Raw genomic sequence first — 17,347 nt, 5'->3', positions numbered from 1 at the left:
TTTTTTTGGAAGTTATAAATAAAATGATTTTATTTTCTTTTTCGTTTAAGGACTATCAATCACAACATTTAAAGTATTTACCTCATTTTGTTTTATCGGTGTAAGATATCCATCTTTTTCAAATCCTCTTCATATCATACAAAAGTCGGTTCTATCGCATCTGTCAGAATCAAATATAAAAATTTAAGTAGTTTAAAAGTTAGCCTGCTAATTTACAGAAGGATATAAAAATAGTTATCTCTGGTCTAACAATCTGGTTCTTCCTAAGCATATGTATAACTTCAATTCCACTCAATGTTCTTTTGGCCGATTCAAAACTTTTAAAGCCTAATCCGTTTTGTATACGCCACTTTATAAAACGATGATCCTGTTCTACAATATTGTTGCCATATTTACATTACCAGATTTTAATCTTTGTGAATGAACGTTTATTATATACTTTGATCGCTGCGGCATTAGAACCGCTTTTATCAATATTTATTACTCTTGACCGGTAATTATTAGCAATTGCTTTAATTAGTCTACTGTATTGCCTAGTTCATCTACTGCTCGATATAAATAACACCAAATACCTTTTACTTTGATATTGGTTTGATCCATTCTCCAGCTCGCCCCCACTCTACCTTTTCTCTTCTTCATCTCTGACTCTATTAGAGGTGTAAACTAATAAACCCAACGCTGAATCGTGGCATGATCCACAATGACTCCTCTAATCTTCATTAGTTCTTCAACATCCCGGTAACTTAGTGTAAATCTTAGCTTGAAATATACTGCATGAAGAATTATGTATTTTGGATAAGAATGACCTCTAGTGTTCATTATTTAAAGATTCAAAAATCTAAAGATAAAAGTTATGATTTATAAATACGACAAAGCATTTCTAAATATTGGAATTTAAATCCTTCTCTTAGATGACATTAATTAAGATTTTAACCAGAGATGAATGGTCAAAATAAAGCGCCCTCAAAATTAATTCGGCTTGAATTTAAAATAGAAAAGTATTAAACTAATTTCTTAGTATACCGAATCATAATGAATTTTATCGACAGCTGCATTGTTTAAAAAGGCAAAGACGAAACCAAAAATTAATGGAACTGTTAATCCCAATATCGGTAAAGGCTCGAGTTTTGGATGAATCCCAAAAAACACAATAAGCCCCAGAAACCAAGCAGGAATATTACTTAGACTTTTTATAGTAGAAAGATAGGCTAGTGAACCGATAAATAGAAATATAGATAACGGCAAACCAAATACACCTAAATAGCTACCTAAAAAAAATCCCGTTAACTCTATCATTACTCCCATCGTTATTCCTAAAATGATCTGAATAAAAGCAAAAAAAGAGGTTTTAATATTTTTACCAAAAATGTAAAAACTGACCCAAGCAATAAACATTACCCAAGTTGGCCATTGAGCTGCAAATGATATTGAAACAGCAACTGCTCCAAAAAGTCCAAAAATAATGGCAGTTAAAAAAGTTTTCATAATTATTATTTTTTTATTTTAAGCCATTCCACCGTTTACTCCAATGTTTTGAGCAGTAATCCACTTTGCTTCATCACTAGCAAGGAATGCAACTGTCTGCGCAATATCTTCTGGCTCTCGCAATCTATTAAATGCAGATAACGATGCCAATCTGTCTATAACCTCTTGTGGTTTTCCTGTTGTGAAAAGTGCTGTATTGGTCGGGCCAGGAGAAATTGAATTAACATTAATTCCTCGTGCTCCTACTTCTTTTGCCATCACTCTAGTTAATTGTTCTACAGCTGCCTTTGTAGCCACATAAGTGCTATAAGTAGGCAACATGATTCTGTTTACAGAAGTAGAGAAATTGATAATACTGCCGTTGTCTGCCAATTGTGTTGCAGCTTCTCTAAGTGTATTAAATGTGCCTCTTACGTTAATATCAAATTGTCTGGTAAAATCCTCATCTGTAGTGTCTTTTATCAATTTGGTGATCATAATACCTGCATTATTGACCAATACATCAATTTTACCATAATGAGCAATTGCATACTCAAACATGGCTTTTACTTCCTCTGATTTACTTACGTCTGCCTGAACAGCAATTGCATCACCTCCAATGCTTTTAATTGCATTTACAGTTTCTTCTGCGGCCTGCAAGCTACCAGAATAGTTAACGATAATTTTTGCGCCTCTTTCAGCTAAGTTTTTGGCTACTGCTGCGCCAATTCCTCTAGAAGCTCCTGTTACTAAAATTACTTTGTTGTGTAAATTTTTCATGATTATGATTTTTTAAATTATTATTATTTTGTTGTTCTAATTTGCTATCCAAGATTGTTGTTATTATTATTTTTTAAAATGTAAATACTAAAGAATTACTTATACAGCTTAAAGGATATGCCTGCTTAATAATCTGCTTGTCCAATATCTAATCGTTCTATTTTCCCTTCATCATTAATTTTAAACTTAAAATACGTTTGAAAATTCCCCCATAAATCACTGTGAAATTTTCCATAAATTAAGAGTGAATTATTCTCTATTTTGTCAATAGAAGTGAATTTTTCGTGTCCTATGGCTCTTTTAAAAAAACTCTTAAATTCCTTTTTATTTCCATCATCATAAAGTTGGGCGTCATTAGTAAATAATGAAAACCACGCAACTTCATCGGCATTTTGCAAAGCTTCAATTGCTTTTTTTACGGTTTGATTTTTTATTCTTTCAAAATCCACTTTCTTCAAATTATTTGTGGGCTGTCCACACGCCACACACATAAGGAACAGTCCTATTAATAATATTTTCAAAATAATCCTAAATTTTAGTTTATTGCTCCACCGTTTACCAACAAATGCTGCCCGTTTACAAAAGAAGACAGATCACTTGCGAAAAATTCAGCAACATTGGCTACATCTTCCACTTCTGCCAGTCGTCGCATTGGGCAGCTGTCTAAGAGTTGTTTTCTCAATTCTGGATAACTATCTGCTTCTGCAAATATCCCCGAATGATCTACAGCAAAAGGGATTATAGAATTTACCGTTACCCCTCTGTGTCCTATTTCCTTAGATAAAATATCAACCAAATATCTTGGTGTTATTTTACTTCCTCCATAAACTGCCATTCCGGGAACTGGGAAAGAAGTTGTACTTGAAGCTATGTAAATAATTCTTCCGTTATTTTCAATATATTTAGCTGCTTGCTGAAGCGTGAAATAAGTTCCTTTGGTATTAATAGAAAATACTTTGTCAAATTGTTCTTCTGTAAATTCAGTTACAGGAACCTCTACCATTTCAATTCCAGCATTGGCCACTACAATATCAATTTTTCCAAAAGCTGCTTTTGCCTCGGCAAATAATCTTTCTAAATCGACCAATTTACTTACATCGGCCTGAACTGCAATTGCTTTTACTCCCATTGCTTTAATGTTTTTTAAAACTTCATCTGCCGAAACTTGATCTTTAGAATAATTGATTACGATGTCTGCTCCCATAGCGGCATATCTCTCGGCAATGGCTTTTCCTAATCCTCTAACAGAACCTGTAATTAACGCTACTTTATTGTTTAATTTTTTCATGATTTCAATTTTTTAAACGATTATTAATTGTTGTTCAAATTTGATATGGCAAATATAGGGGGGTACTAAGCGTTGAATATTGCAAGGAATAAAGCATAACATACAAATTTTAAATATTTAGAATTTACATGCATTATTTTGCAAAAAAAAGGATAAGGAAATAATAAAAAAAGCCTGCAAAATTTGAATTTGCAGGCTTTTTTTATTTTAGTTGGCGGTCTCCTTTCGATAAAGTACAGGAGAAATATTGGTATGTTTCTTAAAATAATTACTAAAATGCGCAGCTTCTGAAAATCCCAGCAAATAAGCAATTTCTTTAATTGAAGCTGTTGAATTTTGTAATAATGATTTCGCTTCTGATATAGTTTTATCGGCAATCCAGGTTGCGATTGGTTTGCCTGTTTTGGTTTTTATAACGGTACTTAAATAATTAGGATGCAGATTTTGAGCATTTGCATAATCCTGTACTCTAAAAACAATCTGAGTTTTACCGCTACCTAAATCACGATAATGCTGTTCCAGTGCACGTTTAAAATCTTTTACAATCTGCGAGGATCGGTTACCTTCATATATTGGATTATAATCTTCCCAAAAATATTCCTTTATCTTTATAAGAAGAACAACAAACAAACTGCCTATTATTCTATATTTGTATCTGGAATTTCCTAAATATTCTTTTTGAATCTGTAGATAAATCTGTTCGATCTGACTGTAAAACTCAATATTTAGGATTTTTGGCTGAACGGTTTCTGTCAATAAAAATGAAAATTCATTAAATACATCCTGATGCACATTTTCCTTTAGAAAGCTTTCATCAAAACAAATCAAATAAATCTCTTCTATTGCATTCCATTCAAAAGTTCTGTAATTGCTTGGATTGGTAAAATAAATGGATCCAGGTTCTACCGTAAAGTTATTATCATCTATAGTATATTGTCCCAAACCTTTTTTTACAAATAGAAATGAAAAATAGTTGGGTCTGAATGCCGGTGATTTATAGGGCAATTCAAAACCCACATCATTTAAATTAACTATAGCAATACCTGCTTTAGGATCCAACATCTCAACTGATACGCCTAGTTCGATGTATAAGTCATATAATGTTTTTGTTATGATATTTTTTTCTGCCATTGCGGATTTCTTTGGTTGAGCAACTACAAATCTACTAAATTGACATATTTAGTTGTCAAGTAAAGCTATTAATATCACAAATTGGTTCTGTCTCATCTGTCATAATCAAATATAAGAATTTAAGTAATTTAAAAGTTAGCCTGCTAATTTACAGAAGGATATAAAAATAGTTATCTCTGGTCTAACAATCTGGTTCTTCCTAAGCATATGTATAACTTCAATTCCACTCAATGTTCTTTTGGCCGATTCAAAACTTTTAAAGCCTAATCCGTTTTGTATACGCCACTTTATAAAACGATGATCCTGTTCTACAATATTGTTGCCATATTTACATTACCAGATTTTAATCTTTGTGAATGAACGTTTATTATATACTTTGATCGCTGCGGCATTAGAACCGCTTTTATCAATATTTATTACTCTTGACCGGTAATTATTAGCAATTGCTTTAATTAGTCTACTGTATTGCCTAGTTCATCTACTGCTCGATATAAATAACACCAAATACCTTTTACTTTGATATTGGTTTGATCCATTCTCCAGCTCGCCCCCACTCTACCTTTTCTCTTCTTCATCTCTGACTCTATTAGAGGTGTAAACTAATAAACCCAGCGCTGAATGGTAGCATGATCAACATGCACTCCTCGCATTTTCATGATCTCTTCAACATCTCGATAGCTTAATCTAAACCTAAGCTTAAAATATACTGCCTCAAGTATAATAGACTTCGGATAGCAATGACCTTTAGCATTCATGAGTTTAAGAATTTAAAAAGGCGATAAAACTTAGCTTTAGATGCGACAGAACCGATATAAAATATTGTATTGTGGCTTTGATTAGTAGTAATTATGTCTTCTTTAAAAGAATTTAAACATTAAATTTAAAAACCGACTCCCTTAAGAAGGTGTTTTGTTTAATGAAAAAAAATAAAATTTCAAATCAAAATAAATATTTACTCAACCCAATAGCGCATTAATGTGGGAATTAAATTAGCATCTATTCTAAACATATTTTTTAAGTAAAAAATATCTATTGCTACTTGTTTAATTTAAATTTGTGAAATCTTTCAATTTAAAAAAATGCAAGAAAACTTAAAAAAACATATCGAAAAAATAGTAACCTTAACTATTGATGAGATAGACATGATTAGTTCGCTTTTTTCAGAAAAAAAATATAAAAAAAATCAGTTTCTTATCAAGGAAAGTGAAATGGTAAATGAGGCATACTATATCGTTTCTGGTCTTGTGAAACTTAATTATACTGATGATTTGGGCAAAGTACATATTATTTCTTTTGCGATGGAAGATTGGTGGGAATCGGACTTTAATGCCTATTTCACTCGCACGAGATCAACAATGTCTTTACAATGTATTGAAGATACTGAAGTGTTGTGTTTACCGATTGAAAATTATGAATTTATTTGTGCAAAAATTCCTAAAATGCAACAATTTTTAATTAAGTTATCAAATTCAGGATTCATTGCATCTCAACAACGTATAATATCTTTATTAACAAATAATGCACAAGAAAGATACCATCAATTACTATCTAAATATCCTACTCTGATTCAAAGAGTACCAAAAAATCAACTAGCTTTATATTTAGGTGTTTCAAGAGAAACATTAAGTAGATTTTCTTCCTAATATCATTTCATTCAGCTTTTTTATTTTGTGATGTACATCACATCTTTTTTAATTCCACTGCTGCAACTTTGTTACATTAATTAAAAATAAATTTATGAAACAAACTGCAAAAATTTTAGTCCTCGCATTATTAACAATTAACAGCGTTTTTTCACAAAACAAAAAAGAAAAAAAAATGGAAAAAAGAATCATTAATCCTTGGCAATGGCAGGATAGTAGAAGTTATGTACAAGCAGTTGATGTACAAAATGTAAAAGGTACTTTGTATGTCTCTGGACAAACAGCAATTGATGCTGATGGTAAATCTAGTAACGGCGATATGAAAAGTCAACTTATTCAAAGTTTGCAAAATTTAGAAAAAGTAATAGTCGATGCTAACTATGAGTGCAAAAACATAATTCGTTTAAACATTTATACCACTTCATCTGAAGAACTTTTCACTTGCTTTGACATTTTTCAAAATTGGATTGAAAAGCACGGAATAAAACAAACAAGTACGCTATTAGAAGTTAAAAGTCTATTTGAAACATTGAAAGTCGAAGTTGAAGCTACTGTTGTAAAATAATTTCTAAATAATCTCATTTAAGTTACAAAATACGGTAATTAAGCTACATATGTATTTAGCTTGTATTTGATCTTTGCATAATTAATTAAATATAATGTTATGAAAATAATAATTACTGGTTCTTTAGGGAATATAGGAAAAGTGCTTACACCAATCTTAGTGCAAAAAGGTCACGACGTAACAGTGATTACAACTAAAGCTGATAAACAAAAAAACATCGAAGCATTAGGTGCAAAAGCGGCAATAGGCTCTATGAAAGATGTTGATTTCTTAATCCAAACTTTCAAAGGTGCAGATATCGTTTACCTTATGGAAGCTTGGGAAGGTATCGGTAATCTTTTTGACAAAGAAGTAGACTTCTTGGCAGGATTTCATCTTATTGGCAATAATTATAAAAAAGCTGTTTTAACTTCTGGCGTAAAAAAAATTGTACACTTAAGTAGTGTAGGTGCACATAGTGCAACTGGTTATGGGGCAATTTCTGCTCATTATGATGTAGAAAACATCCTTAAACAACTTCCAAATGATATTGCCATAAAATTTATCCGACCAACTTCGTTTTACACAAATTTGTACAGATCTATGCAATCCATCAAAGAAAAAGGAGCAATCATTTCAAATCATGGTGGTGACAAAAAAGAACCTTGGGTTTCACCATTGGATATCGCAGATGCAATTGCCGAAGAAATGGAATTGCCTTTTGAAGGTAGAAAAGTTCGTTACTTAGCAAGTGATGAAATATCTCCTAATGAACTAGTAAAAATTATAGGTGAAGCCATTGGAAATCCAAATTTAAAATGGATTCAAATTTCAGACGCAGAAATGCTTGAAGCAATGTTGTCCAAGGGTGTAAACAATGAAATTGCAAAGGGATTGGTTGAAATGCAAGCAAGTCAGCGAAGTGGTTTACTTTATGAGGATTTTTATCGCAATATACCGACATTTGGTAAAACAAAATTTATTGATTTTGTTAAAGAATTTGCCTTAGAACATAGTAAATAAAAATACTCAAATTGAAAATTCAAAACATGAAAAGAGATAAATCATTTTATAAATTTGAATCACTAACAGACTTTCATCAGGTGTTTGGGCTGCAAAAGCCCTTACATCCGATGATTAGTTTTATTGATATTCAACAACTTCAAAAGTTGCCGTATGATTTCCCAAAATCAATGGTTATGAATTTTTACAAGATTTCCTATAAAACAGGAATTTGCGGTAAGTCAAAATACGGACAAAACTATTATGACTTTGGAGAAGGCGGTCTCGTATTTACCGCACCTAATCAACTATTTGAGAGTCCAAGTCATCATCATACCAACAGTAGTTTATTGTTAATTCATCCCGATTTTCTTTTATCATATCCATTAGCAAAAAAAATTAAAGAGTATGGTTTTTTCTCGTATGCTGCCAATGAAGCACTGCACCTATCCGATAAAGAAAAAGAAACGATTTTATCCCTTTTCAATAGTATTGATGACGAATTAAATAGCAGAATAGATGATTTCAGTCAAGATGTTATTATTGCTCAAGTTGAATTACTATTGAATTACTGTAACCGGTTTTATAAGCGTCAATTTATAACCCGCAAGTCAGTAAATAATACAATATTGATAAAGTTGGATGAAATTTTGGACAATTATTTCAATAATGTAGATTCATCAATTCAAGGAATTCCATCAGTTCAATTGATTGCTGATCAACTGAATGTTTCTCCAAGTTATTTAAGTGATATGTTACGAAATCTTACTGGACAAAATGCACAACAACATATTCACAATAAGTTAATTGAAAAATCAAAAGAAATACTATCTACTACAAATTTATCTATTTCAGAAATTGCTTATCAGTTAGGATTTGAACATCCACAATCATTCAGTAGATTATTTAAAAGTAAAAGTGGTCTAAGTCCTTTAAAGTTTAGATCAAGTTTTAATTGAAATAAGCATTCTGAAATCCGCGATTTAACTCAACAATTCATTGATTTGGTTACTTTAATAAATTAATTTCTAGAGAACTTTGCACCCCTCCTAACATCATCATTTTATAATAAAAGGTTCCGTATAAGGAATTAACGTGAAAATAGTAGTATTATTAATGATCAAACTAAATCATAAACAGATTAAAGCTATAAAAAATCCAATACTGATAAAAATCGGCTACTGAATAAAATAATTAATTCCAGTTGCTATTTTAAATGCATAAAGAAGTGATTCCCTCGGAAAATTTAACAAAAAAGAAGGTTTTTCCTTTTTATAAAGTTTGTTAAGGCTATTGGTTTAAATCCTTATACTTATTAGAAAAGTATCAAGGATGAAGCACCGCTGAATAGTAGCATGATCAACATCAACTCCACACATTTTCATGATCTCTTCAACATCCCGATAGCTTAATGCAAACCTAAGCTTAAAATATACTGCCTTCAGTATAATAGACTTCGGATAGCAATGAACATTAGTATTCATGAGTTTAAGAATTTAAAAAGGCGATAAAACTTAGCTTTAGATGCGACAGAACCGGTTCATAAACTATTTAAACTGGATCGCGTAATGTATATCACATTCTAAAAGAATCCTCAAAAACCTAATAAATATCTGCATTTAAAAAAGCTCCCGGATAGGTAAAAAAACCACGGAAATCTTGACTTTTAAAGAATTAGGCAAAAAAAAAATGTCATTTTATTTTTTTATATGACCGTTCGGTCATATATTTGCTTTGTAATTCAATCATCATGTCAAAAGGAGAATCAACAAGACAGTTCATCATTGAGAAATCAGCACCTTTATTTAACACGAAAGGAATAGCAGCCACAGCAATGAGTGATATTATGGAAGCCACAAAACTTTCAAAAGGCACTCTGTATGTACACTTCGAAAATAAAGATCTCTTAGCTGCAAGTGCTGTTGATTATAATATGGAACAACTCTCAAACAAATTGATAAACAAATTAAGTCAATACAAAACAGCCAAAGAAAAGCTTTATAATTACTTGGATTTCTTTATTGATCCTAATAAACCGACAGTAATTGGCGGATGTCCTATGCTTAATTTTGGTACAGAAGCCGATGATACTAATGAAATTATTAAAATGAAAGTAAATAATCTGATTGCAAAAAGTCAAAAATTACTATCAGATATCATTAAAGAAGGAATTGATAATGGTGAATTTAAACTGGATTGGAAACCTGAAGATTTTGCTACTATGATGTTTGCTATGATTGAAGGAGGTGTTTTAATTTGTAGAGTAGCTGGTAACAACACTAAAATGAAAATTATAAATAAAAATCTAAAAAAAATGATTACAGCACAATCACTGTAGTTTTTTTTTAATTAAAAAATGACCGATCGGTCATTTGTATAAACAAAATAATTCAAGTATTAATTTTAAACAAAAAAATGTCAAAAACAATTTTAATTACAGGTGCTTCGAAAGGATTTGGTAAAGTCTGGACAGAAGCTTTTTTGCAAGAAGGTTACAAAGTAGTTGCCGCAGCAAGAAATATCGAAACTTTAAACGATTTAGTGTCAAAATACGGTGATGCTATCTTACCGTTATCACTAGATGTAAATGATCGTGATGCAGCATTTTCCGCGGTAAAAAAAGCACACCAGCATTTTGGAAAAATCGACGTCCTTATTAACAATGCGGGTTATGCCCTATTCGGCGCTATTGAAGAAGCTAACGAACAAGAGGCAAGAGATCAATTCCAAACCAATTTCTTTGGTGCTTTATGGATGACACAAGCAGTGTTACCCATTATGAGAGAGCAAAAAAGCGGTCATATTATTCAAACTTCAAGTATTCTGGGATTAATCACTTTACCTTTCTTAGGATTATACAATGCTTCAAAATTTGCATTAGAGGGCTTTAGTGAAACCTTAGCTGCAGAAGTTAAAGACTTTGGAATCCATGTTACTCTAGTGGAACCAAATGGTTATGCATCTGATATTTGGAAAAATGAAACTCATTCGAAAGGTATCGCTGCTTATGATGGAATTAAAAAAGCTTTCTCGGAAAGTGGTACAACAGGTTCTTTCGGTACTATTGAAGCAACGTCCCAAGCTTTATTGAAGTTAATTGCTGCAACAAATCCACCTTTGCGTTTATTTTTAGGCAAAGTGGCTCTCCCTTTTGTAAAACACCATTATGAGCAACGATTAGCTGTTTGGGAAGAATGGGCAGAAGTCTCTGAGCTAGCACACGGAAATTAATTAGATTAAAAAAAGAAAAAATCCCTCTCAAAAATAAACTGAGAGGGATTCTTTATAACATGTTAATTTACAATAAATTAATTTTTAAAATCATCAAAATAAGCCGTTATTTCTATGAATTTTGGATTAATATGACCTTTAGTATTGATTTTTTCATGAGGTTTAAAATTCTAAAAATAAAAGTCATTACCTGATGGTTCAGAAACTTTAATTCCGATACTGATCTAAAAATACATTTAAAGCCTTTGAAGGTGCTTCATCATTTCTGTAAATTAAAACTGTGGTCATCGTGGCAAGTTCTTTTGTTACAGGAAAAGTTTTTATATTTCTGTTACTGTAATATTGCTCTACCACTTCTGCAGGAAGTATACTAATACCAAGACCTGCCTCCACAAAATTAATAATGCCTTCTATCGAATTGAGTACGGTACTTTTATAACGGAGGATTCCTTTTGAACCGAGCCAGGTTTCAAGTCGCGCCCTGAAAAAACAACCTTGCTCAAAAACTACTATTTTTAAAGGTTCTTGTTTTAATACTACCGAAAGCTTATCAACATCACCACCTGCAATTATTACAAGTTGTTCATCACGAACAATAAGCTGCTGTAAGCCCAGAATATTTATGGGTGCTGCAACAAAAGCAGCATCAAGTTTATAACTGATTACATCACTTATCAATGCTGATAACATTGAAGAATAAAATTCAAGCTCTACATTGGGATAAAGTGCTGCAAAACCTTTGATGATTTCTGGCACTTTAAGAGCCATAGTGGTCTCAATACACCCTATGCGTATGGTCCCTCCTATTTTGTCTGCACTCTGTATATCACTTTTTGCATCCTCCAATAATCGTCCTATTTTTTTAGCATATTGCAAAAGTGTTTCGCCTGCTTCAGTTAGAACCACTTTTCTGGATACTCTTCTAAACAGTTCAGCTCCAAATTCATCTTCTAGATTTTTTATGCGAGCCGTTACGTTTGATTGTACCGTAAAGGTTGCATCTGCAGCTTTTGTAAAACTTCCGAGTGTTGCTGCAGCTTCAAATATTTTTAGGTCATTACTATTCATAGTATCACTTTTAGTGATTGATTAGATCATTATAAATCGTTTTCACGTATCAAATATAGAGTGTATTTTTGTCTTAAACAATTGAAAATATGAAAAACACAATTAAATCCTTAACTCTAATTCTAAGTCTAATTATGCTACCACAAACAGCTGCAAATGCACAAGTTAAAAACTCTTTAACTACGAAAAAGAACACTGAAATTCAGGCCACTCATTACAATTACACTGAAGCCAATGGACTAAAGATATTCTATCGTGAAGCAGGATCTAAAGATGCTCCAACTCTATTATTATTGCATGGTTACCCTACATCATCTCATATGTTTAGAAATCTTATTCCTATTTTAAGCAAAAAATATCATGTAATAGCTCCTGATCTTCCTGGTTTTGGCTTTTCAGATGCACCAGACCATCTTACTTTTCAATATACTTTTGACAATCTTGCCAACACGATGCAGGAATTTATCGATAAGCTTGGTTTAAAACGTTTTGCCATTTATGTATTCGATTATGGCGCGCCCACAGGATACAGACTTGCTCTTGCTAATCCAGAAAAGATAACTGGTATCATATCACAAAATGGCAATGCCTATGAAGAAGGATTAAGCACTGGTTGGAATCCTATTCAGAAATACTGGAAAGATCCTTCGCTGGCTAACAGAGACGCACTTAAGGATTTTGTTTCTAAAGAATCAACCTGGTATCAGTATCACGAAGGTGCTTCGGATCCTGCTCTTATCGCACCTGAAACATACACATTGGATCAGCATTTTCTGGATCGCCCGGGAAACATAGAAATACAGCTTGACCTGCTAAAAGATTACAGAACCAATGTTGCTTTATATCCTAAATTTCAAGCCTATTTTAGAGATAAAAAGCCTATGATGTTAGCTGTTTGGGGCAGTCAGGATCCTTATTTTCTTCCCGCAGGAGCAGAAGCATACAAACATGACAATCCAAATGTTGCTGTAAAGTTTTATAAAACGGGTCATTTTGCCCTAGAAACTCATTATAAAGAAATCGGTACTGATGTATTGTTATTTCTTGCCAAACTTCCTAATTAATTAGGCTAAAATATATTTAAGATAGCGGTTGTAAAAGACCGCTATTTTTTTAAATAAAATTACAAAGTTTAAATCTTTTACAGTATAAGCTCCATCTTATCATGTGGTTTACTGAAGTCAGGACTTTTTCTCAATGACGAATGCTTTTAATTCAGCTATTTTGCCATTATTAAATCGCCCAATGTCACAATAAATATAATGATCATATTCTCCATTCACATTTTTTAAGGAAATGTTACCTGTTGCAGTTACAAAGTCGCCCTCCTCTATCGGAGAAGCGCGGAAAACAGTACAAATAGTTGATTTACCATTCGATAACTTAACAGGATTCGAACACCAAGAATGAAGAGAACATAATTGTTGCTCGTCTGAATCAAAAAAATGGTTTTCCATAACTAAAATAATGAAAGAATCGCGGCTTCATAATTTGTAATTCTGGATCTTATTAATTGTCTTTTTATTTAGTTTTAATTGTATTTGCTTTAACATAAAATGAAATAAATTAAGTATAGTTTCGTGAAATAAAATGTAGGTAATAGAGTAAAAATATTTTTGTACTGGAAACATTATGGCAGCAGTATATTTAAACAACAAATATATAGATTGATCTTTACAATATTTTTTAACACAGCAGTTTTTCAAGGAATAGTTTTAGGAGCAATTATCTTAAAATCACCATTATTCAAAAGCAAAGCCAATAAATATTTGGCTTATGCAATATTTACGCTTTCCATTCTTATTGCTAACCTCGTCTTTGAAATAATTGATCTTTACAGCAGTATACCTTTTCTTCGATTTCTTGACGATGTCGAATGGGCATTTCTCTTTCCTGTTTTAATTTTTATGTTTGTTGTACATCAGTTGAATCATCCCATCAGAAATTCGAAAAAGATTCGATGGTTGTATGCACCGTTTCTATATTCAGCCATTACAAATGTTTTTTATGACTGCGATGTTGTAGCGCATATTTTTACAATTCCGCATTTTCTTAAAAGCATTATAGAAACTATTGGAAGTTTTGATTTTTATCTTGTTCTGGTATTTATGCCCTTTATGGCTGTTTATACCTTCGGATTTATTAAATTTTCAAAAGATAAACAGGAAAAGAAATGGATCACTTTTTTATGGTTTTTGGTTTATGTATTAATGCTTTCCTGGATGGTGGCTATTCTGACAGGCTTGCTTTTTGAATATGATCTTTCGTATATTATGCAGATTCTGGCATTGTTTGCTACATTTTTAATTCATTGCACAGCTTATTATGGTGTGTTTAGATACAGGCTAGCCGACAATAAAGCAGGAATAGAAGAACTGTTAAATAAAAAAACTTTGTCAGAAGATGAAATATCTATCGAAGAAGTAATCCTTAAAAAAGGAAATGATGCAAATGGTTTAGATCTCTTTACAAAAGAAAACCCTTATTTTAAAAGGCTGGAAATACTTTGCGAAGAGCATCAAATTTATAAAGATAACAATCTAAACAGAGAAAAAGTAGCAGAATAGCTAGGAATAAGTGCAGGATATGTTTCGCAACTCATTAATATGATTACGGGAGATAACTTTGCCAATTATATAAATAACTATCGGGTCGAAGCCGTGAAAGAAATGATTCTAGATTCAGACTATGAAAACTACAGCTTACTGGCAATAGGATTAGAATCTGGATTCACTTCGAAGACAACATTTCACAATGCCTTCAAAAAATCTACAGGTATGACACCAAACAGTTTTCGGAATACCAATAAATAAGTTCGGATTTCTCCAGTCTTAAGATATTTGGACTTTATCGGTTTTTATTTCATTTAGGTTTGCCATCATAATCAACTTAATCATTTCAATTTATATGAAATTAAATCGACTCATTTTTACGACTGCGATTTTGTCTGCAGTCTCGGTTCAAGCACAAACTACCGAAAAAAAGAACCAGCTGGAATTTTCGACAGGCTATAATTTTGGCTATTTGAAAAACCTCGAATTTGCGCCAGTGTCAATGTATAAGTATGAAAGCTCGGTGTATCAATTAAATTACACACATACTAGTAAAAAAGAAAATCTATTTGAAATTAAGATGGATTATCTTTCATCTGAACTAAAAACCGATAAACTTTCCAATCTGAATACTGATTTTGAGAAAGTTGGGTTGGGTTTTTCTTATCTCAAAAAGTTTTATGATAAAGATCGATTTGTTATATATGGAGGACTTCAATCACAGACCAATATTTCTATTTATAGCAATCCAAACACTTCTTCTTTTAATAATGAGGATTATTATACGCTACATCAGGAATTTGGAATAACGAGTAGATTTACATACCAATCTGGTGAAAAACAACATTTATCATCAAAATTAACTCTTCCTGTAGTGTTACTTAGACTTACCAACGCAGAAGGTAAGTTTTATACCATAGACAACTATCAAAGTGTTTTATGGGAATTGGAGTATGGCTATAAGCTTTCTAATCATTTTGATGTAAAAGCAGTCTATAATTTTAATTATGCGAGGCTTCAGGTGCCAAGTGCATACAGAGAACTGCAGCATCAATTAAATCTGGGTATTAACTATAAATTTTAATTATGAAACAAATCAAATCTTTGGGATGCTTTTTTGCAATTATCTTTATGGTTTTATTTACCTCTTGTGCAGACATGCTTATGGGTGATGAAGGAAAATACGATGAAGAGATCTATTTAAATTACAAGACAAAAACAGTTTTAGAATTGCCTTTTGATGACGACTGGTATATAGTCGCAGGAGGGAAATCTCTGGAATTAAATCATCATTTTATGCCTAACCGGCACCAGAGATATGCACTGGACATTGTTCATATAATAAACAGAAGAGCGACTACAGGAGACGGAAACAAAAATGAAGATTATTATTCTTTTGGAAAACGTTTGAATGCGCCTGGAGACGGAAAGATAATAGCGATGGAAAACGCAATTGAGGATAATGTTCCCGGAATTAAAAACAGCAAGCAATCGTTAGGGAATTATATTATTATTGATCATTTGAATGGAGAGTTTTCCTTTATGCTTCATTTAAAAAAGAACTCTATAATAGTAGCGGTCGGAGATACGGTAGAGAGAGGTCAGCAGGTTGGTCTAGCTGGAAACAGTGGTTATTCTACAGGGCCACATCTGCATTATCATCTACAGACAACTTCATCTCTTACAACTGGTGTTGGTCTCCCTATGCAATTTCAAAACTACTATACCGACGATTTTTTTACAGAGAGAGGAGAGCCAATTACTTCCCAGATAGTGAGGAAAAATTAAAAAATGATAATTTTCAATCTTTTGGTATACTAACCAAAGTGACAAAAAATTAAAGTATTGAATCATAAAAAAGCCTGAGAAATTTAATTTCTCAGGCTTTATATTTTTTCTCGAAGCTGGAACATGATTCTAACTGGACTTGATAAATTTTCTACCACAAAAAGCTAAAGCGAATTTTAAATAAATAAGCCATCGCGGAACTATCCATACATATTTTTTATCTCTGACATAACAAAGGTACTTTGGGTACTTCCTATACTTTCAACTGATCCCAATTTATTAAACACAAAATCCTGATAATGCTTCATGTCTTTAGCAGAAACTTTCATTAAAAAATCGTAATCCCCTGAAATATTATAACATTCCACAATTTCTTCTATTTTCATAATATCACTAACAAACTGATTCCCGATATTACGATCGTGCTGTTTAAGTTTGATATTACAAAAAACAATGAAACCTCTATTTAATTTTTCTGCATCCAACAAGGCAATATATTTTTTAATATATCCGCTGTTTTCCAATCTTTTAATCCGCTCAAAAACAGGCGATGCCGAAAGATTCACCATTTTAGCAAGCTCTTTTACAGTGTATTTAGAATTATCGTGAAGTATATTTAATAACTGAAGATCAATTTCATCTATCTGCTCCATAGAATATTACTTTAAACAGGTTTAATTTATTTTTAAATCAGAATAAAATTCTTCAAATATAACCAAAAACAACACAAAAATCTTATTTTATATGAATTAAAAACATAACATACTGCAGCGTTTATCTTCACAGTATAAAAATCTAAAAGGCATTATTTTATAGCAGGGAGCGTTATCCTTGGTGCCCTTTATCGAAAAAAGAT

Annotated in this window: 18 protein-coding genes and 2 pseudogenes; 11 read left to right on the top strand and 9 right to left on the bottom strand. The window is 32.0% G+C overall.

From position 1 onward, the window contains the following. Window positions 1–199 precede the first annotated feature (199 nt). The 7 genes and pseudogenes from LNP22_RS13085 to LNP22_RS13055 all read right to left on the bottom strand — a co-directional run bounded on the left by LNP22_RS13085 (window position 200) and on the right by LNP22_RS13055 (window position 5,418). Window positions 200–819 (bottom strand): annotated as a pseudogene (locus LNP22_RS13085) (IS6 family transposase). 195 nt (window positions 820–1,014) lie between these two features. Then, window positions 1,015–1,485 (bottom strand): DUF1097 domain-containing protein, encoded by a 471-nt coding sequence (locus tag LNP22_RS13080; protein WP_229973846.1) that lies wholly within the window; start codon window positions 1,483–1,485, stop codon window positions 1,015–1,017. Between the two features lie 18 nt (window positions 1,486–1,503). Continuing rightward, the gene (locus tag LNP22_RS13075; RefSeq protein ID WP_229973845.1) at window positions 1,504–2,244 is read right to left on the bottom strand and encodes an SDR family oxidoreductase; all 741 of its coding nucleotides are present in this window, start codon (window positions 2,242–2,244) and stop codon (window positions 1,504–1,506) included. A gap of 125 nt (window positions 2,245–2,369) precedes the next feature. Beyond that, window positions 2,370–2,765 (bottom strand): hypothetical protein, encoded by a 396-nt coding sequence (locus tag LNP22_RS13070; RefSeq protein WP_229973844.1) that lies wholly within the window; start codon window positions 2,763–2,765, stop codon window positions 2,370–2,372. Window positions 2,766–2,779: 14 nt separating this feature from the next. Continuing rightward, complete coding sequence (locus tag LNP22_RS13065) at window positions 2,780–3,532, bottom strand: SDR family oxidoreductase (protein WP_229973843.1); 753 nt, start codon at window positions 3,530–3,532, stop codon at window positions 2,780–2,782. Between the two features lie 207 nt (window positions 3,533–3,739). Then, on the bottom strand, window positions 3,740–4,663 hold the full coding sequence (locus LNP22_RS13060; protein ID WP_229973842.1) for an AraC family transcriptional regulator: 924 nt from the start codon (window positions 4,661–4,663) through the stop codon (window positions 3,740–3,742). Window positions 4,664–4,798: 135 nt separating this feature from the next. Further along, a pseudogene (locus LNP22_RS13055) lies at window positions 4,799–5,418 on the bottom strand (IS6 family transposase). Window positions 5,419–5,742: 324 nt separating this feature from the next. On the opposite strand from LNP22_RS13055, the gene LNP22_RS13050 reads away from it, so the two are divergent. The 6 genes from LNP22_RS13050 (at window position 5,743) to LNP22_RS13025 (ending at window position 11,083) form a co-directional block, all read left to right on the top strand. Continuing rightward, window positions 5,743–6,306 carry a Crp/Fnr family transcriptional regulator gene (locus tag LNP22_RS13050; RefSeq protein WP_229973841.1) on the top strand — a complete coding sequence of 188 codons (564 nt, stop codon included), beginning with the start codon at window positions 5,743–5,745 and terminating at the stop codon, window positions 6,304–6,306. A gap of 175 nt (window positions 6,307–6,481) precedes the next feature. Beyond that, the gene (locus LNP22_RS13045; protein ID WP_229976383.1) at window positions 6,482–6,871 is read left to right on the top strand and encodes a RidA family protein; all 390 of its coding nucleotides are present in this window, start codon (window positions 6,482–6,484) and stop codon (window positions 6,869–6,871) included. 99 nt (window positions 6,872–6,970) lie between these two features. Continuing rightward, the gene (locus LNP22_RS13040; protein WP_229973840.1) at window positions 6,971–7,873 is read left to right on the top strand and encodes an NmrA family NAD(P)-binding protein; all 903 of its coding nucleotides are present in this window, start codon (window positions 6,971–6,973) and stop codon (window positions 7,871–7,873) included. 26 nt (window positions 7,874–7,899) lie between these two features. Then, window positions 7,900–8,811 carry a helix-turn-helix domain-containing protein gene (locus LNP22_RS13035; RefSeq protein WP_229973839.1) on the top strand — a complete coding sequence of 304 codons (912 nt, stop codon included), beginning with the start codon at window positions 7,900–7,902 and terminating at the stop codon, window positions 8,809–8,811. A 791-nt stretch (window positions 8,812–9,602) separates the two neighbouring features. Further along, complete coding sequence (locus tag LNP22_RS13030) at window positions 9,603–10,190, top strand: TetR/AcrR family transcriptional regulator (RefSeq protein ID WP_229973838.1); 588 nt, start codon at window positions 9,603–9,605, stop codon at window positions 10,188–10,190. Window positions 10,191–10,267: 77 nt separating this feature from the next. Then, complete coding sequence (locus tag LNP22_RS13025; protein WP_229973837.1) at window positions 10,268–11,083, top strand: SDR family NAD(P)-dependent oxidoreductase; 816 nt, start codon at window positions 10,268–10,270, stop codon at window positions 11,081–11,083. 207 nt (window positions 11,084–11,290) lie between these two features. On the opposite strand, the gene LNP22_RS13020 is transcribed toward LNP22_RS13025, so the two are convergent. Next, window positions 11,291–12,151 (bottom strand): LysR family transcriptional regulator, encoded by an 861-nt coding sequence (locus LNP22_RS13020; RefSeq protein ID WP_229973836.1) that lies wholly within the window; start codon window positions 12,149–12,151, stop codon window positions 11,291–11,293. Between the two features lie 89 nt (window positions 12,152–12,240). On the opposite strand from LNP22_RS13020, the gene LNP22_RS13015 reads away from it, so the two are divergent. From LNP22_RS13015 to LNP22_RS12995, 5 genes are all read left to right on the top strand, one after another. Next, window positions 12,241–13,215, top strand: coding sequence for an alpha/beta fold hydrolase (locus tag LNP22_RS13015; RefSeq protein ID WP_229973835.1), 975 nt, complete (start codon window positions 12,241–12,243; stop codon window positions 13,213–13,215). A 603-nt stretch (window positions 13,216–13,818) separates the two neighbouring features. Next, entirely contained in the window at window positions 13,819–14,718 is a 900-nt protein-coding gene (locus LNP22_RS13010) for an AraC family transcriptional regulator (protein WP_229973834.1), read from the top strand. Window positions 14,719–14,724: 6 nt separating this feature from the next. After that, window positions 14,725–14,964: a helix-turn-helix domain-containing protein gene (locus LNP22_RS13005; RefSeq protein ID WP_319616482.1), complete on the top strand. Its 240-nt coding sequence runs from the start codon at window positions 14,725–14,727 to the stop codon at window positions 14,962–14,964. Window positions 14,965–15,058: 94 nt separating this feature from the next. Continuing rightward, entirely contained in the window at window positions 15,059–15,787 is a 729-nt protein-coding gene (locus LNP22_RS13000; protein WP_229973832.1) for a hypothetical protein, read from the top strand. A gap of 2 nt (window positions 15,788–15,789) precedes the next feature. After that, complete coding sequence (locus LNP22_RS12995; RefSeq protein ID WP_229973831.1) at window positions 15,790–16,491, top strand: M23 family metallopeptidase; 702 nt, start codon at window positions 15,790–15,792, stop codon at window positions 16,489–16,491. A 200-nt stretch (window positions 16,492–16,691) separates the two neighbouring features. Here the strand turns inward: LNP22_RS12995 and LNP22_RS12990 are convergent, their stop codons facing one another. Continuing rightward, entirely contained in the window at window positions 16,692–17,144 is a 453-nt protein-coding gene (locus tag LNP22_RS12990; protein ID WP_229973830.1) for an Lrp/AsnC family transcriptional regulator, read from the bottom strand. Between the last annotated feature and the right edge of the window lie 203 nt (window positions 17,145–17,347).

It is taken from the genome of Flavobacterium flavipigmentatum, assembly GCF_020911905.1.
In the GTDB taxonomy this organism is placed as follows: domain Bacteria; phylum Bacteroidota; class Bacteroidia; order Flavobacteriales; family Flavobacteriaceae; genus Flavobacterium; species Flavobacterium flavipigmentatum.
The sequence above is the reverse complement of the archived record's forward strand: the minus strand, read 5'-3'. Positions and strand labels throughout refer to the sequence as shown.

Coding starts and splice junctions, on each gene's coding strand:
- LNP22_RS13080 (WP_229973846.1), bottom strand. CDS start 1,485: ATGAAAACTTTTTTAACTGCCATTATTTTTGGACTTTTTGGAGCAGTT.
- LNP22_RS13075 (WP_229973845.1), bottom strand. CDS start 2,244: ATGAAAAATTTACACAACAAAGTAATTTTAGTAACAGGAGCTTCTAGA.
- LNP22_RS13065 (WP_229973843.1), bottom strand. CDS start 3,532: ATGAAAAAATTAAACAATAAAGTAGCGTTAATTACAGGTTCTGTTAGA.
- LNP22_RS13060 (WP_229973842.1), bottom strand. CDS start 4,663: ATGGCAGAAAAAAATATCATAACAAAAACATTATATGACTTATACATC.
- LNP22_RS13050 (WP_229973841.1), top strand. CDS start 5,743: ATGCAAGAAAACTTAAAAAAACATATCGAAAAAATAGTAACCTTAACT.
- LNP22_RS13045 (WP_229976383.1), top strand. CDS start 6,482: ATGGAAAAAAGAATCATTAATCCTTGGCAATGGCAGGATAGTAGAAGT.
- LNP22_RS13040 (WP_229973840.1), top strand. CDS start 6,971: ATGAAAATAATAATTACTGGTTCTTTAGGGAATATAGGAAAAGTGCTT.
- LNP22_RS13035 (WP_229973839.1), top strand. CDS start 7,900: ATGAAAAGAGATAAATCATTTTATAAATTTGAATCACTAACAGACTTT.
- LNP22_RS13030 (WP_229973838.1), top strand. CDS start 9,603: ATGTCAAAAGGAGAATCAACAAGACAGTTCATCATTGAGAAATCAGCA.
- LNP22_RS13025 (WP_229973837.1), top strand. CDS start 10,268: ATGTCAAAAACAATTTTAATTACAGGTGCTTCGAAAGGATTTGGTAAA.
- LNP22_RS13020 (WP_229973836.1), bottom strand. CDS start 12,151: ATGAATAGTAATGACCTAAAAATATTTGAAGCTGCAGCAACACTCGGA.
- LNP22_RS13015 (WP_229973835.1), top strand. CDS start 12,241: ATGAAAAACACAATTAAATCCTTAACTCTAATTCTAAGTCTAATTATG.
- LNP22_RS13000 (WP_229973832.1), top strand. CDS start 15,059: ATGAAATTAAATCGACTCATTTTTACGACTGCGATTTTGTCTGCAGTC.
- LNP22_RS12995 (WP_229973831.1), top strand. CDS start 15,790: ATGAAACAAATCAAATCTTTGGGATGCTTTTTTGCAATTATCTTTATG.
- LNP22_RS12990 (WP_229973830.1), bottom strand. CDS start 17,144: ATGGAGCAGATAGATGAAATTGATCTTCAGTTATTAAATATACTTCAC.